13 protein-coding genes and 4 tRNA genes are annotated in these 18,484 nt (G+C 49.0%); 2 read left to right on the forward strand and 15 right to left on the reverse strand.

From position 1 onward, the window contains the following. Positions 1-149: 149 nt before the first annotated feature. The 13 genes from rpoC to WCT94_RS20200 all read right to left on the reverse strand — a co-directional run bounded on the left by rpoC (position 150) and on the right by WCT94_RS20200 (position 14,303). Positions 150-4,373, reverse strand: coding sequence for a DNA-directed RNA polymerase subunit beta' (gene rpoC, locus WCT94_RS20140; RefSeq protein ID WP_336871446.1), 4,224 nt, complete (start codon positions 4,371-4,373; stop codon positions 150-152). Positions 4,374-4,479: 106 nt separating this feature from the next. After that, the gene (rpoB, locus tag WCT94_RS20145; protein ID WP_225086523.1) at positions 4,480-8,508 is read right to left on the reverse strand and encodes a DNA-directed RNA polymerase subunit beta; all 4,029 of its coding nucleotides are present in this window, start codon (positions 8,506-8,508) and stop codon (positions 4,480-4,482) included. 326 nt (positions 8,509-8,834) lie between these two features. Next, the gene (rplL, locus tag WCT94_RS20150; protein WP_012772935.1) at positions 8,835-9,200 is read right to left on the reverse strand and encodes a 50S ribosomal protein L7/L12; all 366 of its coding nucleotides are present in this window, start codon (positions 9,198-9,200) and stop codon (positions 8,835-8,837) included. A gap of 66 nt (positions 9,201-9,266) precedes the next feature. Next, on the reverse strand, positions 9,267-9,764 hold the full coding sequence (gene rplJ, locus WCT94_RS20155; RefSeq protein ID WP_012772934.1) for a 50S ribosomal protein L10: 498 nt from the start codon (positions 9,762-9,764) through the stop codon (positions 9,267-9,269). Positions 9,765-10,081: 317 nt separating this feature from the next. Continuing rightward, entirely contained in the window at positions 10,082-10,786 is a 705-nt protein-coding gene (gene rplA, locus WCT94_RS20160; RefSeq protein WP_180742832.1) for a 50S ribosomal protein L1, read from the reverse strand. A gap of 3 nt (positions 10,787-10,789) precedes the next feature. After that, the gene (gene rplK / locus WCT94_RS20165; RefSeq protein WP_012772932.1) at positions 10,790-11,218 is read right to left on the reverse strand and encodes a 50S ribosomal protein L11; all 429 of its coding nucleotides are present in this window, start codon (positions 11,216-11,218) and stop codon (positions 10,790-10,792) included. Positions 11,219-11,380: 162 nt separating this feature from the next. Next, positions 11,381-11,926, reverse strand: a complete 546-nt coding sequence (gene nusG / locus WCT94_RS20170; RefSeq protein WP_005970339.1) for a transcription termination/antitermination protein NusG — start codon at positions 11,924-11,926, stop codon at positions 11,381-11,383. Between the two features lies 1 nt (position 11,927). Then, positions 11,928-12,311 carry a preprotein translocase subunit SecE gene (gene secE / locus WCT94_RS20175; protein ID WP_010285488.1) on the reverse strand — a complete coding sequence of 128 codons (384 nt, stop codon included), beginning with the start codon at positions 12,309-12,311 and terminating at the stop codon, positions 11,928-11,930. Between the two features lie 237 nt (positions 12,312-12,548). Beyond that, the gene (gene tuf, locus WCT94_RS20180; protein ID WP_012772931.1) at positions 12,549-13,733 is read right to left on the reverse strand and encodes an elongation factor Tu; all 1,185 of its coding nucleotides are present in this window, start codon (positions 13,731-13,733) and stop codon (positions 12,549-12,551) included. A 107-nt stretch (positions 13,734-13,840) separates the two neighbouring features. Further along, positions 13,841-13,916, reverse strand: a tRNA-Thr gene (locus WCT94_RS20185). Positions 13,917-13,922: 6 nt separating this feature from the next. Then, a tRNA-Gly gene (locus WCT94_RS20190) sits at positions 13,923-13,997 on the reverse strand. A gap of 130 nt (positions 13,998-14,127) precedes the next feature. After that, a tRNA-Tyr gene (locus WCT94_RS20195) sits at positions 14,128-14,212 on the reverse strand. A 15-nt stretch (positions 14,213-14,227) separates the two neighbouring features. Beyond that, positions 14,228-14,303 (reverse strand) — tRNA-Thr (locus WCT94_RS20200). Between the two features lie 331 nt (positions 14,304-14,634). On the opposite strand from WCT94_RS20200, the gene WCT94_RS20205 reads away from it, so the two are divergent. Beyond that, on the forward strand, positions 14,635-15,183 hold the full coding sequence (locus WCT94_RS20205; protein ID WP_336871449.1) for a GNAT family N-acetyltransferase: 549 nt from the start codon (positions 14,635-14,637) through the stop codon (positions 15,181-15,183). Between the two features lie 210 nt (positions 15,184-15,393). Further along, positions 15,394-16,344 carry a type I pantothenate kinase gene (gene coaA / locus WCT94_RS20210; protein ID WP_012772929.1) on the forward strand — a complete coding sequence of 317 codons (951 nt, stop codon included), beginning with the start codon at positions 15,394-15,396 and terminating at the stop codon, positions 16,342-16,344. Positions 16,345-16,385: 41 nt separating this feature from the next. On the opposite strand, the gene birA is transcribed toward coaA, so the two are convergent. Further along, positions 16,386-17,345, reverse strand: coding sequence for a bifunctional biotin--[acetyl-CoA-carboxylase] ligase/biotin operon repressor BirA (gene birA / locus WCT94_RS20215; protein ID WP_336871451.1), 960 nt, complete (start codon positions 17,343-17,345; stop codon positions 16,386-16,388). Continuing rightward, the gene (murB, locus tag WCT94_RS20220) at positions 17,342-18,379 is read right to left on the reverse strand and encodes a UDP-N-acetylmuramate dehydrogenase (protein ID WP_336871454.1); all 1,038 of its coding nucleotides are present in this window, start codon (positions 18,377-18,379) and stop codon (positions 17,342-17,344) included. The genes birA and murB overlap by 4 nt, the downstream gene beginning before the upstream one ends. Positions 18,380-18,484: the final 105 nt, after the last annotated feature.

The raw sequence follows: 18,484 nt of genomic DNA on the forward strand, positions 1-18,484 counted from the left end.
CCCTTCAGGGGGGAAGGCAAGGACGCCTTCCATCAATTTTTAACGTCGTTTACGACGAGTTGTCCGCAGTGAATCAGCCATAAAAAAACCCCGACCATAATAGCCGGGGTTTTTGTTATTTACCGCATGGTAGTACAGCGCAAAGAGACTTATTCGTCGTCGCTGCTACCAAAGCCTGCGTTCAGCAGTTCGGCCAGGTTAGCAGACGCTTCATCGGCGCTCACCTGAGGCACGATTGGCGCTTCACCCGCCTGACGGCGACGCAGACGATCCTGGTGGTACGCATAACCCGTACCCGCTGGGATCAGACGACCCACGATAACGTTCTCTTTCAGGCCACGCAGTTCATCACGTTTACCCGCAACAGCGGCTTCGGTCAGTACGCGAGTGGTTTCCTGGAACGATGCCGCAGAAATGAAGGACTCGGTCGCCAGAGATGCTTTGGTGATACCCAGCAGATCGCGGCTGAATGTTGCTGCGATCTTGCCATCCGCTTCCAACTGACGGTTGGCAATCTTGATGCGAGACACTTCTGCCTGCTCGCCTTCCAGGAACTCCGTGCTACCTGCGTTAACGATGGTGCCTTTACGCAACATCTGACGAACGATAACTTCAATGTGTTTATCGTTAATCTTAACGCCTTGTAGACGGTAAACTTCCTGAACTTCGTTGGTGATATAACGCGTTACTGCATGTACGCCACGCAGACGCAGGATATCGTGCGGAGATTCTGGGCCGTCGGAAACAACGTCACCACGTTCCACCACTTCACCTTCGAACACGTTGAGCTGACGCCATTTCGGAATCATCTCTTCGTAAGCATCGCTGCCATCCAACGGAGAAATCACCAGGCGGCGTTTACCTTTGGTTTCTTTACCGAAGGAAATGATACCGCTGATTTCTGCCAGAATAGCCGGCTCTTTCGGACGACGGGCTTCAAACAGGTCGGCTACGCGTGGCAGACCACCGGTAATATCCTTGGTACCGCCGGATTCCTGAGGAATACGCGCCAGGGTATCACCGCTGCTGATTTTCACGCCGTCTTCCAACTGCACGATCGCTTTGCCCGGCAGGAAGTACTGAGCAGGCATATCCGTACCTGGAATCAGAACATCTTCGCCTTTGTCATCAACGATTTTCAGTGCCGGACGCAGGTCTTTACCGCTACCGGTACGCTCTGCACTATCCAGAACCACGATAGAAGACAAACCGGTCAGTTCGTCGGTCTGACGAGTAATCGTCTGGCCGTCGATCATATCGGTGAAGCGAATGTTACCGCTCACTTCGGTGATAACTGGCATGGTATGCGGGTCCCAGTTAGCTACGGTTTCGCCACCGTTAACTTCTGCGCCATCGCCTTTCGCCATTGCCGCACCGTAAGGCACTTTATAGCTTTCTTTCGTACGTCCGAATTCGTCGATCAGCTTCAGTTCGGTATTACGTGAAGTAATAACCAATTTACCGCTGCTGTTCACAACGAACTTCGCGTTGCTCAGTTTCAGGCTACCTTTGTTTTTCACCTGAATGCTGGACTCAGCTGCCGCACGCGATGCCGCACCACCGATGTGGAACGTACGCATGGTTAACTGTGTACCCGGTTCACCGATGGACTGTGCCGCGATAACCCCGATGGCCTCACCTTTGTTGATGATATGACCACGAGCCAGATCGCGACCGTAGCAATTGGCGCACACGCCAAAGTCGGTTTCGCAGCTTACTACTGAACGTACTTTAACGGCGTCAACGGAGTTCTCTTCCAACATGTCACACCACTGCTCATTCAGCAGCGTGTTACGTGGAACCAGAATATCCGCCGTACCCGGTTTGATCACGTCTTCAGCCGTTACACGACCCAGTACGCGCTCACGCAGTGGCTCTTTAACATCACCACCCTCGATAACCGGCGTCATCATGATACCTTCGTGGGTACCACAATCGTCTTCGGTCACAACCAGATCCTGCGCCACGTCAACCAGACGACGAGTCAGATAACCGGAGTTCGCCGTTTTCAGTGCGGTATCCGCCAGACCTTTACGCGCACCGTGCGTCGAGATGAAGTACTGGAGTACGTTCAGACCTTCACGGAAGTTTGCGGTAATTGGCGTCTCGATGATGGAACCATCTGGTTTCGCCATCAGACCACGCATCCCCGCCAGCTGACGAATCTGTGCTGCAGAACCACGCGCACCGGAGTCGGCCATCATAAAGATGCTGTTGAAAGATACCTGCCGCTCAACCACGCCATCACGGTTAACCACATCCTCAACGGACAGGTTTTCCATCATCGCTTTCGCAACACGTTCGTTCGCTGCGGCCCAGATATCGATCACTTTGTTGTAGCGTTCGCCCGCGGTAACCAGACCAGACTGGAACTGCTCCTGAATCTCAGCAACTTCGGTTTCGGCTTCTTCGATAATCTCGGCTTTTTTCTCCGGGATAACCATGTCGTCGATACCTACGGAAGCACCAGAGCGCGCCGCGTAAGCAAAACCGGTGTACATAGTCTGGTCAGCGAAGATAACCGTCGGCTTCAGACCCAAAATGCGGTAACAGGTGTTCAGCATTTTGGAGATCGCTTTCTTGCCCAGAGGCTGGTTAACGATCGAGTACGGCAGACCTTTCGGTACGATCATCCACAGGATGGCGCGACCGATAGTCGTATCAATAATCGACGTCTGATGCGTAACATCGCCTTCGATGCTCTTGATCTCTTCCGTGATACGCACTTTAACGCGCGCATGCAGAGAGGCCAGACCAGCGCGATAAACGCGTTCAGCTTCTTTCGGACCCGTGAGCACCATGCCTTCGCCTTTGGCGTTAACACAGTCACGCGTCATGTAATACAGACCCAATACCACGTCCTGAGAAGGAACGATGATTGGCTCACCATTCGCAGGGGACAAGATGTTGTTGGTCGACATCATTAACGCACGCGCTTCCAACTGGGCTTCCAGCGTCAGCGGTACGTGCACAGCCATCTGGTCACCATCGAAGTCGGCGTTATAGGCCGCACAAACCAGCGGGTGCAGCTGAATCGCTTTACCTTCGATCAGTACCGGTTCAAATGCCTGAATACCCAAACGGTGCAGCGTTGGCGCACGGTTCAGCAGGACCGGGTGTTCGCGGATAACTTCGTCCAGGATATCCCATACGACAGCTTCTTCGCGCTCAACCATTTTCTTGGCTGCTTTAATGGTGGTAGCAAGACCACGCAGTTCCAGCTTGCCGTAGATGAACGGTTTGAACAGCTCCAGTGCCATTTTCTTCGGCAGACCACACTGGTGCAGACGCAGGTATGGACCAACGGTGATTACGGAACGGCCGGAGTAGTCAACACGCTTACCGAGCAGGTTCTGACGGAAACGACCCTGTTTACCTTTGATCATATCGGCCAAAGATTTCAGAGGACGCTTGTTAGAACCGGTGATCGCACGACCGCGACGGCCGTTATCCAGCAGCGCATCAACCGCTTCCTGCAACATACGTTTTTCGTTACGTACGATAATATCTGGCGCAGCCAGATCCAGCAGACGTTTCAGACGGTTGTTACGGTTGATCACGCGACGATACAGATCGTTCAGATCGGAAGTCGCGAAACGACCACCATCCAGCGGAACCAATGGACGCAGATCTGGCGGCAGTACCGGCAGAACCGTCAGGATCATCCACTCTGGTTTGTTACCAGACTGTACGAATGCTTCCAGCAGCTTAATACGCTTCGTCAGCTTCTTACGTTTGGTTTCGGAGTTGGTTTCGGTCAGCTCTTCACGCAGCTGCTCGCATTCCTGCTCCAGATCCATGTTCTTCAGCAGAGCCTGGATCGCTTCGGCACCCATTTTCGCGTCGAATTCATCACCAAACTCTTCCAGCGCATCCAGATACTGCTCTTCAGTCAGGATCTGACGGCGCTCAAGGTTGGTCATGCCACCTTCAACCACGACATAAGATTCAAAATAAAGCACACGCTCAATATCACGCAGCGGCATATCCAGCAGCAAACCGATACGGGAAGGCAGTGACTTCAGGAACCAGATGTGCGCAGTCGGAGAAGCCAGCTCGATGTGGCCCATACGCTCACGGCGCACTTTAGTCTGGGTCACTTCAACGCCGCACTTCTCACAAATAACACCGCGGTGTTTCAGGCGCTTATACTTACCGCACAAGCACTCATAATCTTTTACCGGCCCAAAGATACGGGCGCAGAAAAGGCCGTCACGCTCAGGCTTGAACGTACGGTAGTTGATGGTTTCTGGCTTTTTAACTTCACCAAAAGACCACGAACGGATCATGTCTGGCGAGGCCAGAGCAATTTTGATCGCATCAAACTCTTCGGTTTTAGTTTGCGCTTTCAGAAACTTTAATAAGTCTTTCACGGATTGGCTCCTGTCGGAGTTAGACCTGATAGACACCTGAACCATGCCGTTAAAAACACAATTCAGGTGTCCCTATGACGAATGCCAGCAATACAACGAGCTGGGATTACTCTTCTTCCAGCTCGATGTTGATACCCAGCGAGCGGATTTCTTTCAACAGTACGTTGAAGGATTCCGGCATGCCTGGTTCCATCTGATGATTGCCATCCACGATGTTCTTATACATCTTGGTACGGCCGTTCACGTCATCAGACTTAACGGTCAACATTTCTTGCAGGGTATAAGCTGCACCATAAGCTTCCAGCGCCCACACTTCCATCTCACCGAAGCGTTGACCACCGAACTGCGCCTTACCACCCAGCGGCTGCTGAGTAACCAGGCTATAAGAACCGGTGGAACGAGCATGCATCTTATCGTCAACCAAGTGGTTCAGTTTCAGCATGTACATGTAGCCCACTGTAACCTGACGCTCAAATTTCTCACCGGTACGTCCGTCGTACAGGGTAATCTGACCGGAGGTAGGGATACCGCCCATCTGCAACAGTTCCTTGATTTCTTTCTCTTTTGCACCGTCGAATACCGGCGTTGCAATTGGCATACCTTTCTTCAGGTTTTCAGCCAGACGCATAACTTCTTCGTCTGAGAAAGTGCTCAGGTCGACTTTCTGACGCACATCGTCGCCCAGATCGTAGGCTCTCTGGATGAACTCACGCAGTTTAGTCACTTCTTCGTGCTGCTTGAGCATGGCGTTGATTTTCTCGCCGATACCTTTCGCAGCCATACCCAGGTGGGTTTCCAGAATCTGACCAATGTTCATACGTGAAGGTACGCCCAGCGGGTTCAGTACGATATCGACCGGCGTACCGTTCTCATCGTAAGGCATATCTTCGATCGGGTTGATCTTGGAGATAACACCTTTGTTCCCGTGACGACCTGCCATTTTGTCACCCGGTTGAATCTGACGTTTAACAGCCAGATAAACCTTGACGATTTTCAGCACGCCCGGTGCCAGATCATCGCCCTGAGTGATTTTACGGCGCTTAGCTTCGAGTTTTTTCTCAAACTCGTGCTTCAGCTCATCATACTGTTCTGCCAGCTGTTCCAACTGATTCTGTTTATCTTCATCAGTCAGACCCAGTTCCAACCAGCGCTCGCGCGGCAGTTTGTCCAGTTTGTCAGCTTCTACGCCGCCGGAAACCAGCACAGCATGGATACGTGCAAACAGGCCCGCTTCCAGAATCTGCAATTCTTCAGTCAGGTCTTTCTTCGCCTGCTTCAGCTGCATTTCTTCGATTTCCAACGCACGTTTGTCTTTTTCCACGCCATCGCGGGTAAAGACTTGTACGTCGATAATCGTACCGGAAACACCGTTTGGTACACGCAGAGAAGAGTCTTTAACGTCAGACGCTTTCTCACCGAAGATCGCACGCAGCAGTTTCTCTTCTGGCGTCAGTTGGGTTTCACCTTTCGGTGTTACCTTACCAACCAGAATGTCACCACCAGTCACTTCCGCACCGATGTAAACGATGCCGGACTCATCCAGTTTGGAAAGTGCTGCTTCACCCACGTTCGGGATGTCCGCAGTAATTTCTTCAGGCCCTAACTTGGTGTCACGAGACACACAGGCTAGTTCCTGAATGTGGATGGTCGTAAAGCGATCTTCCTGAACCACACGCTCGGAAACGAGGATGGAGTCTTCGAAGTTGTAACCATTCCATGGCATGAATGCCACGCGCATGTTCTGGCCCAGCGCCAGTTCACCCAGATCGGTGGACGGGCCATCTGCCAGAACGTCGCCACGTTCTACCGGCTCACCCAGAGATACACACGGCATCTGACTGATGCAGGTGTTCTGGTTAGAACGGGTATATTTGGTCAGGTTATAGATGTCGATCCCGGCTTCGCCCGGATACATTTCATCGTCATTAACGCGGATTACAATACGGGATGCATCCACGTACTGTACTGTACCACCACGTTTGGCTACGGCAGTCACACCGGAGTCAACCGCAACAGCACGTTCCATACCGGTACCAACCAGCGGCTTATCAGCACGCAGGGTCGGAACGGCCTGACGTTGCATGTTCGCACCCATCAGGGCACGGTTGGCGTCATCGTGTTCCAGGAACGGAATCAGGGATGCACCGACGGAAACCACCTGCTGTGTGGAAACGTCCATGTATTCAACCTGATCGCGGCTGAACAAGCTGGACTCGCCTTTGTTACGGCAGGTAACCAGTTCGTCGATGAAGCGGCCTTCTTCGTCCAAATTGGTGTTCGCCTGTGCGATAACGAAGTTACCTTCTTCAATCGCAGACAGGTAATGGATCTCATCCGTCACCACGTTGTCACGCACACGACGATATGGGGTTTCAAGGAAACCGTACTCGTTCGTTTGCGCATAAACGGACAGGGAGTTGATCAGACCGATGTTCGGACCTTCCGGCGTTTCGATAGGACAAACGCGGCCGTAGTGAGTTGGGTGTACGTCACGGACTTCAAAGCCAGCGCGTTCACGCGTCAGACCGCCTGGGCCCAATGCAGAGATACGACGTTTGTGCGTAATCTCGGACAGCGGGTTGTTCTGGTCCATAAACTGTGACAGCTGGCTCGAACCGAAGAACTCTTTCACGGCAGCCGAAATAGGCTTGGCGTTAATCATGTCCTGCGGCATCAGCGTATCGAGGTCGCCCAGAGACAGACGTTCTTTTACAGCACGTTCTACACGTACCAGACCAACGCGGAATTGGTTTTCTGCCATTTCGCCGACGGAACGGATACGACGGTTGCCGAGGTGATCGATATCGTCCACTTCGCCTTTACCGTTACGGATATCAATGAGCTTCTTCATCACTTCGATGATGTCGTCTTTGCTCAGGATACCGGAACCTTCGATCTCATCGCGTAGCAGAGAACGGTTGAACTTCATACGACCAACCGCAGACAAATCGTAGCGGTCTTCAGAGAAGAACAGGTTCTCGAACAGCGTTTCTGCTGCTTCACGCGTTGGCGGCTCACCAGGACGCATCATGCGATAGATTTCAACCAGCGCGCTCAGACGATCGTTTGACGGATCGACACGCACGGTTTCAGACATGTATGCACCGTGATCGAGATCGTTGGTGAACAGAGTCTCGATACGTTTGTGGCCAGACTGGCTCAGTTTAGCCAGCAGATCCAGCGACAGCTCCATGTTGGCTGCGCCGATCAGTTCACCAGTGCTCTCGTCGATATAGTCTTTGGATAGCACTTTGCCAGCAATATATTCAACAGGCACTTCAATGCGCTCAATACCATCTTTCTCTAACTGACGGATATGACGCGCAGTGATACGGCGACCTTTTTCGATATAAACTTTACCGTTCGCTTCGATATCAAACGATGCGGTTTCACCACGCAGGCGCTCAGGAACCAGATCCATCTGCAATTTATTGCCATTGATTTCATAGACAATTTTATCGAAGAAAAGATCGAGAATCTGTTCGGTGGAGTAACCCAGCGCGCGCAGGATAATGGTCGCAGGCAATTTGCGGCGACGGTCGATACGAACAAACAGGTTATCCTTCGGATCAAACTCGAAATCCAACCAGGAACCACGGTAAGGAATAATACGTGCGTTATACAGCACCTTACCTGAAGAGTGGGTTTTACCTTTGTCGCTATCGAAGAACACACCTGGACTACGATGCAGCTGAGATACGATTACACGCTCAGTGCCGTTGATCACGAAGGTACCGTTGTCGGTCATGAGCGGAATTTCGCCCATGTAAACTTCTTGTTCTTTGATGTCTTTAACGGTGCCTTCAGGCGCTTCGCGCTCGTAGATCACCAGGCGCAGTTTCACGCGCAGCGGCGCAGAGAACGTCACCCCACGGATCTGACATTCTTTAACGTCAAATACTGGCTCGCCCAAGCGATAGCTAACGTATTGCAGCTCTGAATTACCGCTATAGCTTTTTATGGGGAAAACAGAACGGAATGCAGCTTCCAAACCGTACTGACCTTCCGGGTCTTGCTCGATAAACTTCTGGAACGAGTCAAGTTGGATAGAAAGGAGATAAGGTACGTCCAAAACCTGCGGACGTTTACCAAAATCCTTACGAATGCGTTTTTTCTCGGTATAGGAGTAAACCATAGGGTTCCTCAGCTAGCTGACAAGTCGAACCACTCTGTCTGCCCTAAGAAGGACAGTTCATGCAACACTATTTATGTTGGTCGGAAAATGGGGAACTTTCCGTAATACGTCTTTCTATTACTCTTAAACCATTTCATCGCTTTTGCTCAGGCAGGGAGCCCGTTCTGGAAAGCAGTATATTAAGTCGTCAATAGAAAAAAATATTGGGGAAATCAATGGCTAAACAGTGCGAAAGCCCATCGATGCCCTACAGCGCAAAAAGGCTGGTGACTAAAAAGTCACCAGCCATCAGCCTAATAAATCAGGCTGCAACCTGAAAGATTGGCTTATTTAACTTCAACTTCTGCGCCAGCTTCTTCCAGTGATTTTTTCAGTGCTTCAGCGTCATCTTTGCTCACGCCTTCTTTCAGAACTGCTGGTGCAGATTCAACCAGATCTTTGGCTTCTTTCAGGCCCAGACCAGTCGCGCCACGAACAGCTTTGATTACAGCAACTTTGTTAGCGCCGATGCCTTTCAGCACAACGTCGAACTCAGTTTTTTCTTCAGCAACTTCAGCTGGGCCAGCAGCAACAGCTACAGCAGCAGCAGCAGAAACACCGAATTTTTCTTCCATAGCAGAAACCAGCTCAACAACATCCATTACAGACATAGCTGCTACTGCTTCCAGAATTTGATCTTTAGTGATAGACATAACAATTGTTCCTAAGAATCAGAAATAGTTTATACGTTAGCAAGTGCGTTAGAAAAGAAAGCGCTATTACGCAGCTTCTTTTGCATCGCGAACAGCAGCCAGAGTGCGGACCAGTTTGCCTGCAGCGGCTTCTTTCATGGTCGACATCAGACGTGCCAGTGCTTCTTCGTAAGTCGGCAGCGTTGCCAGACGGTCAATTTGAGCCGCCGGGATCAGCTCACCTTCAAAGGCTGCAGCTTTGACCTCAAATTTTGCATTCGCTTTCGCGAACTCTTTGAACAAACGAGCAGCAGCGCCCGGGTGTTCCATAGAATATGCAATCAGGGTCGGACCAACAAACGTGTCTTTCAGGCATTCAAATTGAGTGCCTTCAACGACGCGGCGCAGCAGGGTGTTACGAACAACACGCATGTAAACGCCAGCTTCACGACCTGCTTTACGCAGTTCGGTCATTTTATCAACGGTAACGCCACGGGAATCCGCAACAACCGCAGACAGCGCACCTTTGGCTACTTCGCTGACTTCAGCAACAATCGCTTGTTTGTCTTGAAGATTTAATGCCATTAGCTTTTGCTCCTGGATTTAGCCGGAGAAAATCTCCGGAACTCACTTCACTTATCGCCAAAATTAGAGATAAGCGTTGAAACACGGTGAGCAGAATCCAGTAAAAAATTATTCTTTATAAAAAAGAAAAACGTTATTTAGGCTCTGTCACCGTCTACGCAGGAAGGATTAAGTTTCTTTCGAAACACCTGCGGTCTTGGACGGAGGCCTGGATAGGCCAGGCTCCAACCGAAAATTCTTGCGTTATTCCACTTGAGGAACAACGGGCGTAAAATTATAGGTAAATCTCACACCCGAGTAAAGCGGAACAAAAGCTATTAGTTAGCAGCAGCGTTCAGACCGCTCTGGTCGATAGCAACGCCAGCGCCCATAGTGGTAGACAGGCTAACTTTCTTGATGTACACGCCTTTCGCCTGAGATGGTTTTGCTTTTTTCAGCGCAACCAGCAAGGCTTCCAGGTTTTCTTTCAATTTGTTAGAGTCGAAATCAACCTTACCGATAGTGGTATGGATGATACCGTTCTTGTCGTTACGGTAACGAACCTGACCTGCTTTAGCATTGTTAACAGCTTCAGCAACGTTAGGTGTTACAGTACCCACTTTCGGGTTTGGCATCAGGCCACGTGGACCCAGAACCTGGCCCAATTGGCCAACAACGCGCATTGCATCTGGAGAAGCAATAACAACGTCAAAGCCCATTTCGCCTTTCTTGATCTGATCAGCCAGATCTTCCATGCCCACGAACTCAGCGCCAGCAGCTTTAGCAGCTTCAGCGTTTGCACCCTGGGTGAAGACTGCTACGCGAACAGAACGACCGGTGCCGTGAGGCAGAACGGTTGCACCGCGAACGTTTTGGTCAGATTTACGTGCATCGATGCCGAGGTTAACAGCTACGTCTACACTTTCTACGAACTTAGCAGTGGCCAGCTCTTTGAGCAGAGCAACAGCTTCGTTGATGTCGTACTGTTTAGTTACATCAACTTTGTCACGGATCACGCGCATGCGCTTGGTCAGCTTAGCCATTTATTAATCCTCCACTACCAGGCCCATGGAACGAGCGGTACCTGCGATAGAACGCGCCATAGCGTCTACATCAGAACCAGTCATGTCCGCAGCTTTAGTTTCTGCGATTTCACGAACCTGAGCGCTCGTTACTTTACCAACTTTGTCTTTGTTCGGCTTACCGGAACCAGACTTGATACCAGCCGCTTTCTTCAGCAGAACAGCTGCTGGAGGCGTTTTGGTAACGAAGGTGAAAGAACGGTCAGAATAAACGGTAATAACAACAGGAATCGGCAGACCTTTTTCAACGCTTTCAGTTTTAGCATTGAACGCCTTACAGAATTCCATGATGTTCACACCCTGCTGACCCAGAGCCGGACCTACCGGTGGGCTTGGGTTAGCCATACCAGCTGCAACTTGCAGCTTGACATAGGCTTGTACTTTCTTGGCCATTTAACTTTCCTCAATTGGGTAATAGCGCCTAGTGAAAGGCTCCCCGTGGTTTGTATTACGTTTCAGACGCCGTTAAGGCCCCTGAAAAACAAAAGGCGCGAAATTATAGGTTAATTTCGCGCCATAGGCAAGTAGCTATTTCCAGCAAGTCCTGTCGGGCAATTAGCCTTTTTCGACTTGAGCAAAGTCCAGTTCAACCGGCGTTGCACGACCAAAGATAGAGACAGACACCTTCAGGCGGCTCTTCTCGTAGTCAACTTCTTCGACAACACCGTTAAAGTCAGCAAATGGACCGTCGTTAACGCGAACCATTTCACCCGGTTCAAACAGCGTTTTCGGACGTGGTTTGTCACCAACCTGCTGGAGACGATTCATAATCGCATCCACTTCTTTGTCACTGATTGGCGCAGGACGATCGGATGTACCGCCAATGAACCCCATAACACGAGGTACGCTGCGTACAAGATGCCAGCTGGCATCTTCCATCACCATCTGTACCAAGACATAACCAGGGAAAAACTTGCGCTCGCTCTTGCGACGCTGGCCACCACGGATTTCGACTACTTCTTCAGTAGGCACCATGACTTCGCCAAACAGTTCTTCCATATTATGGAGTTTGATATGCTCACGCAGTGATTGTGCTACGCGACCTTCAAAACCAGAGAACGCCTGAACGACGTACCAACGTTTTTTTGGAGCTTCAGACATCTTAGAACCTCAGGCCAGTGATAAACGATACCAAACGGACCAGAATTCCATCCAGTCCCCACAAAATCAGTGACATCACGGCAGTCACCGCGGCAACGATTAACGTGGTGTGTAACGTTTCCTGACGAGTCGGCCAAATTACTTTGCGCACTTCAGTACGCGCTTCGCGAGCAAACGCTACGGTTGCTTTGCCTTTCGTGGTCAGCAGTGCCACACCACCGGCAGCGGCGATCAGGATAACAACGGCCAATGCACGCAGAGGAAGACTAAATTCGCGGTAATAATAATTGCCAACAATCGCAACAACCAGCAAGGCACCTACTACCAGCCACTTAATCACTTCCAGGCCACGCCCACTATCCTGAGCTTCGGTATTCGCACTCATAAACCAACCTGTCACAATGATTCAGACAAATAACTTTGCCCCGTAACCACGGAGCAACCAAACCGAAAGATGTTCTGTAAAACGAATAATTCGGTATTTACGCCGTATCTACAGAGCCTATCTCACCAATGATTATATCTCACAATCGCTGATGAGATAGGTTCTACCATGACAGCGTAGAAAAAGGGCATCAAATGATGCCCTTTTATCGCGTGTCGCGTCAAACGTTATCAGCGATTAAGCGATAACTTTAGCAACAACGCCCGCGCCTACTGTACGGCCGCCTTCACGGATTGCGAAACGCAAGCCGTCATCCATCGCGATTGGGTGGATCAGGGTAACAACCATTTTGATGTTGTCGCCCGGCATTACCATCTCTACGCCTTCTGGCAGTTCGATGGTGCCCGTTACGTCAGTTGTACGGAAGTAGAACTGAGGACGGTAACCTTTGAAGAACGGAGTATGACGGCCGCCTTCATCCTTGCTCAGGATATACACTTCTGATTCGAACTTGGTGTGTGGCTTGATTGAACCCGGCTTAGCCAGTACCTGACCACGCTCGATTTCTTCACGCTTGATACCACGCAGCAGAACACCAACGTTCTCACCCGCACGGCCTTCGTCCAGCAGTTTGCGGAACATTTCTACGCCAGTACAGGTAGATTTCGCGGTGTCTTTGATACCAACGATTTCAACTTCTTCACCGACTTTAACGATACCGCGCTCTACACGACCGGTAACAACGGTACCACGGCCGGAGATGGAGAATACGTCTTCGATTGGCAGCAGGAACGGCTTGTCAATTGCACGCTCTGGCTCTGGGATATAAGAATCCAGGTGCTCTGCCAGTTCGATGATTTTTGCTTCCCACTCAGCTTCGCCTTCCAGCGCTTTCAGCGCAGAACCACGAACAACTGGTGTGTCGTCGCCTGGGAAATCGTATTGAGACAGCAGCTCACGCACTTCCATCTCAACCAGTTCCAGCAGCTCTTCGTCATCAACCATGTCACATTTGTTCAGGAACACGATGATGAAAGGAACGCCAACCTGACGACCCAGCAGGATGTGCTCACGGGTCTGAGGCATTGGGCCGTCAGTCGCAGCAACAACCAGGATCGCGCCGTCCATCTGAGCAGCACCGGTGATCATGTTTTTCACATAGTCGGCGTGTCCTGGGCAGTCAACGTGCGCGTAGTGGCGAGACGGGGTATCGTATTCAACGTGAGACGTGTTGATGGTGATACCACGTGCTTTTTCTTCTGGTGCGTTATCGATCTGGTCGAATGCACGCGCGTTACCACCGTAGGTTTTAGCCAGAACGGTAGTGATTGCAGCGGTCAGCGTTGTTTTACCATGGTCAACGTGGCCGATAGTACCGACGTTAACGTGCGGTTTTGTACGTTCAAATTTTTCTTTAGACATCGATTGTCCCTCTAAGACACGGATAAATCGGTGGTATCACCACATCAACCAAGCAATAGCTTGCTGAATTTATTCACAGAAAGAAAATCAGGAGGAGGAAAAGGAAGTGGTGCTGATAGGCAGATTCGAACTGCCGACCTCACCCTTACCAAGGGTGCGCTCTACCAACTGAGCTATATCAGCACATCTTGGAGCGGGCAGTGGGAATCGAACCCACATCATCAGCTTGGAAGGCTGAGGTAATAGCCATTATACGATGCCCGCATCCTGGAACTCGGCTACCTAATTTTTCTGTAGATTTTGAAATTGGGGAATAAGAATTTATAGACCCCGCCTTCGTCGATCCGGCTCAGTCTTACTACCGTATCGAATATCCTGTTACCAGGATTGAATTTGGTGGTGGGGGAAGGATTCGAACCTTCGAAGTCTGTGACGGCAGATTTACAGTCTGCTCCCTTTGGCCGCTCGGGAACCCCACCTGGTTGTGTACTTGATGGTGCCGGCTACCGGAATCGAACTGGTGACCTACTGATTACAAGTCAGTTGCTCTACCTACTGAGCTAAGCCGGCTTCAAGTGCTGCGCATTCTAGGTAGACAGAACGCTCGATGCAACAAAAAAATTGCGTAAAATGCGCTATCGCTTAGATTTTATCCAAATTCAGCCATAAATCTAGATCAGCAATCAGAATTAGCGCAAAGAACCACCAGTTCCATCTAACAAAATGGCGATTTCACCGTCAACATCTCCTCAATGTCTCTTGCACCAATAATGGAATGTTGCCCTTTAAGGGGGCAGACTCTGCACTGACAGATGCTATTTTGCTCACTTTTCTAAGAAAACAGGCTTGGAATGCATTTTGCTTGTTTAGAAACAAATTTCTGAAGAACGAGCAAAGTACGATGAAAATAGTTCAACTCAATGCGGCAACCTTACCTGTCTATCGTGAAGAACTGGCCAATCTATTAATAGATGCTGTAGAAAAAGGCGCTTCTGTTGGATATCAATCACCTCTGCACCACAAAGAAGCTATGGAATATTTTCATGGCTTACAGGCATCTGTCGCCAACGGTGACCGCATACTATGGGCAGCGCGCGGCGAGGAAGGTATCGTCGGAAGTGTACAGCTAGAGTTGTGTCAAAAGCCAAACGGGAGAAACAGGGCTGAAATTCAAAAATTGTTAGTTCATAGCCGAGTACGCAGAGCGGGAATAGGCAGACAACTCATTCATTTACTGGAAAAGCACGCGCTTTTCCAACAAAGAGGGTTACTCTACTTAGACACCCAAGCTGGCTCCCCGGCAGAAGCGTTCTACCGCGCTCTGGGTTATCGCCATCTGGGAGAATTGCCTGATTATGCTTGCACACCCGATGGGTATTACCATCCAACGGCTATCTACTATAAACGCCTCTTTGCCGTGAACGGGTTAGGTAAAGCAATCGCCAGCTAGCCTGTACCCGATGCATAAACATAGAAGCATCGGGTACAGAACCGATTTTCTCTTCTTCTTTCTATCAGCAAAGTGTTAACCTGCCCATTATCAAAAATTTATTACATAAGAAAAGGCGCCGCGATCATAGCGTTGGCTAAACTAATAGCCCGTTTTCCTCGCTGGCTGAAAGTCCCTTTTCTTACCTGTTAAGCAGGCAGAACACGACTTATGAGCAATAGAGAGCAATCCTTGGCCACGCCATATCTACAATTTAATCGCAGCCAATGGGCCGCCTTGCGCGATTCCGTCCCGTTAACGCTGACAGAGGAAGAAATCGTTAAGCTCAAAGGGATTAACGAAGACCTTTCATTAGACGAGGTCGCAGAAATTTATCTGCCGCTATCCCGCCTGCTTAATTTCTATATCAGCTCTAATTTACGCCGTCAGGCGGTACTGGAGCAGTTCTTAGGGACTGATGGCCAAAAAATACCTTACATAATCGGTATTGCGGGTAGTGTCGCCGTGGGAAAAAGTACCACAGCCCGTGTGCTGCAGGCATTATTAAGCCGTTGGCCGGAACATCGCAGTGTAGAGCTCATTACAACCGATGGGTTTCTTCATCCAAATAAGGTGTTAAAAGAGCGTGATTTGATGAAGAAAAAAGGCTTTCCGCAATCATATGATATGCATAGCCTGGTAAAATTCGTTTCTGATATAAAATCAGGAACACACAAAGTCACCGCTCCAACGTATTCTCATCTAACATACGACATCGTTCCTAATAACAATAAAGTGTTGGAACAACCTGATATTTTAATATTAGAAGGCTTAAATGTTCTACAGAGTGGGATGGACTATCCACATGATCCACATAGAGTTTTCGTCTCTGACTTTGTTGATTTCTCTATCTATGTCGATGCACCAGAAACACTACTACAAACATGGTATATAAATCGTTTTTTAAAATTCAGGCAGGGTGCATTCTCAAATCCAAATTCATATTTTCATAATTATGCAAAACTGACAGAAGAAGAGGCTGTTGGTATTGCCTCTCAATTATGGAAAGAAATTAATGGGCTTAATCTAAAAGAAAATATTCTACCTACTCGAGAAAGAGCCAGTCTTATTATGACTAAAAGCGCTAATCATGCCGTTGAATGTGTGCGATTGAGAAAGTGAAAAGCGAATAAATATAAAAGGGGGTTAATCCCCCTTTTTTTTCACGCACCACGCAGAGAAATCTCCCCACCAATATATGGCGTGACCAACCCATCGTTTTCTAAGAGCAGCGCCCCTTGACGATCTATTCCTCGGTCGATTCCATATATTTCACGATTACCGATAATCAAACGAACCGGGCGATTAAAATAGTTATCCAATTTTTCCCATCTGGGAATAAATGGTTCAAGGCCTTGTAGTTCAAAGATAGCCAAAGCCCCTCTTAATTCAGAAATAAGAGTCGAAGCGAGTATATTGCGATTAATATCTATACCTGCTTCTTGTAAATTTATCCAGCCTTGACTAATCGTATCTGGAGCAGGCTCTCTCATCTGTAAATTAATGCCAGCTCCAATGACCAGATTAGCGGCATCTCCCGTTTTTCCGGTAAGTTCGACAAGAATTCCTGCTAGTTTTCTATCCTTCAGATATAAATCATTGGGCCATTTGACTCGAACACCATCAGCACCAAGCTTATGTAGCACTTCTGCCATTACGATGCCGATAACCAAACTAACGCCAACAGCCGCAGCAGGTCCCTGTTCTAGGCGCCAGTATAAAGACAAATATAAATTTGCACCAAAGGGCGAGAACCATTGCCTGCCCCGACGACCACGCCCAGATTGCTGATATTCAGCAAGGCATGCATCACCGGAGGATAAGGTGTCCAATCGTTCTAAAATATACTGATTAGTAGAATCAACGACAGGTAAAACTGTCACACCACCTTCTGGTAGGTGCTTGAGGATAGCCTCCTCGTCTAATAACTGCATAGGCGCAGGTAAAGAATAGCCCTTGCCCGTCACAGTAAAAACATCAATTCCCCAATCACGTATAGTTTGAATATGTTTATTAATCGCCGCTCGACTCATCCCCATCATTTCACCCAGTAATTCACCGGAATAAAATTCGCCATCAGAGAGGATTTTAATTAGTTTAAGAGGAACCGTAATATCTTTCATGATAATACCTCGATGGCATTGACCTCACCATGCGCAGCAATAAAGCGAACTTCAGGCTCCAGCTCTATGGAGAATTTTGCAGCAACCTGATTGCGGACGTAACGCGCTAATTCGACAACATCGGAGCTTTTTGCATTATTTTTATTAATTAGAACTAATGCCTGTTTCTCATGAACAGCTGCACCACCAAACTGAAATCCTTTAAGATTGCACTGATCAATCAACCACCCGGCGGCCAATTTAACATTGCCATCAGCTTGTAAATACTGAGGGGCATTCGGATACTCTCGTAAAACACATTCAGCATGCTGCGGTGTAATTATCGGATTTTTGAAGAAGCTACCGGCATTACCGGTCACGGTAGGATCAGGAAGTTTGCTTCGGCGCATATGGCATACGGAATCAAATATCTGCTGTGGCGTAACATTTGTAGGGTCCAGCTTGACCAAATCACCGTAGTTAAGTATAGGATTCCACTCTTTCTTTAAAAAGAACCCTACTGCGGTAATCGCAAACCCAGAGCGGTATTGATGCTTAAATATGCTTTCACGGTAATCGAACTGGCATTCCTCAGAGGGAAAACGCATAACGTTACCTTCAGCTAGATCCAACACGTCAACATAATCACAAACATGCTGTAATTCGATACCGTACGCACCAATATTCTGTATCGGTGCAGAACCCACACATCCTGGAATTAATGCCAGATTTTCTAACCCTGCAATACCACGCCTAAGCGTATATTCAACTAATTGATGCCAATTCTCACCTGCACCAACATGAAGATACCAGCCATCGCTTTCTTCTCGAATATCTATACCCTTGAGCCGATTTAACAGAATAGTGCCTAAGAAATCCTCAAGAAAAAGGACATTACTCCCTTCCCCTAGCAATAAAATCGGCTCTTGTGATGCGCTGGCGACTCGCCATCCCTCAATCAATTTCTCCTGAGTATCCGCAACCTTAAGACAAGATGCGGAAACAGGTAATGAGAAAGAGTTATAAGACTTTAATGAAATAACGCTCGACGCCATGATAGAAATACCTACTAATTCAGATATCACATAGTCTACCTGATCTACGCAAGATACCGACTGTCTTTTGCCACCGGATACGGATAAACAGTCGTTCCAAACGCG

Origin of the sequence: Pectobacterium sp. 1950-15, assembly GCF_037136835.1 — a bacterium.
Taxonomy (GTDB): domain Bacteria; phylum Pseudomonadota; class Gammaproteobacteria; order Enterobacterales; family Enterobacteriaceae; genus Pectobacterium.

Excerpts from the sequence above, each read along its gene's own strand:
- nusG (WP_005970339.1), bottom strand. The coding sequence starts at position 11,926 with ATGTCTGAAGCTCCAAAAAAACGTTGGTACGTCGTTCAGGCGTTCTCT.
- rplL (WP_012772935.1), bottom strand. The coding sequence starts at position 9,200 with ATGTCTATCACTAAAGATCAAATTCTGGAAGCAGTAGCAGCTATGTCT.
- tuf (WP_012772931.1), bottom strand. The coding sequence starts at position 13,733 with ATGTCTAAAGAAAAATTTGAACGTACAAAACCGCACGTTAACGTCGGT.
- rplJ (WP_012772934.1), bottom strand. The coding sequence starts at position 9,764 with ATGGCATTAAATCTTCAAGACAAACAAGCGATTGTTGCTGAAGTCAGC.
- secE (WP_010285488.1), bottom strand. The coding sequence starts at position 12,311 with ATGAGTGCGAATACCGAAGCTCAGGATAGTGGGCGTGGCCTGGAAGTG.
- coaA (WP_012772929.1), top strand. The coding sequence starts at position 15,394 with ATGAGCAATAGAGAGCAATCCTTGGCCACGCCATATCTACAATTTAAT.
- rplA (WP_180742832.1), bottom strand. The coding sequence starts at position 10,786 with ATGGCTAAGCTGACCAAGCGCATGCGCGTGATCCGTGACAAAGTTGAT.
- murB (WP_336871454.1), bottom strand. The coding sequence starts at position 18,379 with ATGGCGTCGAGCGTTATTTCATTAAAGTCTTATAACTCTTTCTCATTA.
- rplK (WP_012772932.1), bottom strand. The coding sequence starts at position 11,218 with ATGGCCAAGAAAGTACAAGCCTATGTCAAGCTGCAAGTTGCAGCTGGT.
- WCT94_RS20205 (WP_336871449.1), top strand. The coding sequence starts at position 14,635 with ATGAAAATAGTTCAACTCAATGCGGCAACCTTACCTGTCTATCGTGAA.
- birA (WP_336871451.1), bottom strand. The coding sequence starts at position 17,345 with ATGAAAGATATTACGGTTCCTCTTAAACTAATTAAAATCCTCTCTGAT.
- rpoB (WP_225086523.1), bottom strand. The coding sequence starts at position 8,508 with ATGGTTTACTCCTATACCGAGAAAAAACGCATTCGTAAGGATTTTGGT.